The organism is Corallococcus sp. RDP092CA (assembly GCF_041903675.1).
Classification (GTDB): domain Bacteria; phylum Myxococcota; class Myxococcia; order Myxococcales; family Myxococcaceae; genus Corallococcus.
Genome location: NZ_JAYESI010000124.1, coordinates 1 through 486 on the forward strand (window position 1 = coordinate 1; position 486 = coordinate 486).

1 pseudogene is annotated in these 486 nt (G+C 67.7%); it reads left to right on the top strand.

Annotated features, from left to right (window positions below):
* Positions 1–486 (top strand): annotated as a pseudogene (locus tag U8525_RS34460) (IS21 family transposase); the annotation flags it as partial.

A 486-nucleotide genomic window follows, 5' to 3' on the forward strand; every position in this document is an offset into this window, starting at 1 on the left:
CAGCACCGTGCGCGCGCTGGAGGCCTTCGGTGGGGCGCCAGCGCTCATCGTGCCGGACCAGTTGAAGTCGGCGGTGACGAGGGCGGACCGGTACGAGCCGGAGGTGAACCGCACCTTCGAGGAGTTGGGACGGCACTACGGACTGGCGGTGCTGCCGGCGCGCCCGCGCAAGCCCAAGGACAAGGCGAAGGTGGAGCGGGCGGTGCAACTGGTGCAGCGCTGGGTGCTGGCCCGGCTGCGTCACCGCGTCTTCACCTCGCTGCGGGAGTTGAATGAGGCGATTGCCGAGCCGGTGGCGGTGCTCAACGACAGGCCCATGCGACTGTACGGCAAGTCGAGAGCGCAGCTCTTCGAGGAGTTGGACAGGCCTGCCCTCAAGCCATTGCCGCCGACGCGGTACGCGGTGTCGGAGTGGAAGCGGGTGAAGGTGAACATCGACTACCACGTCGACGTCCATGGCCACTTCTACTCGGCGCCCTACAGCCT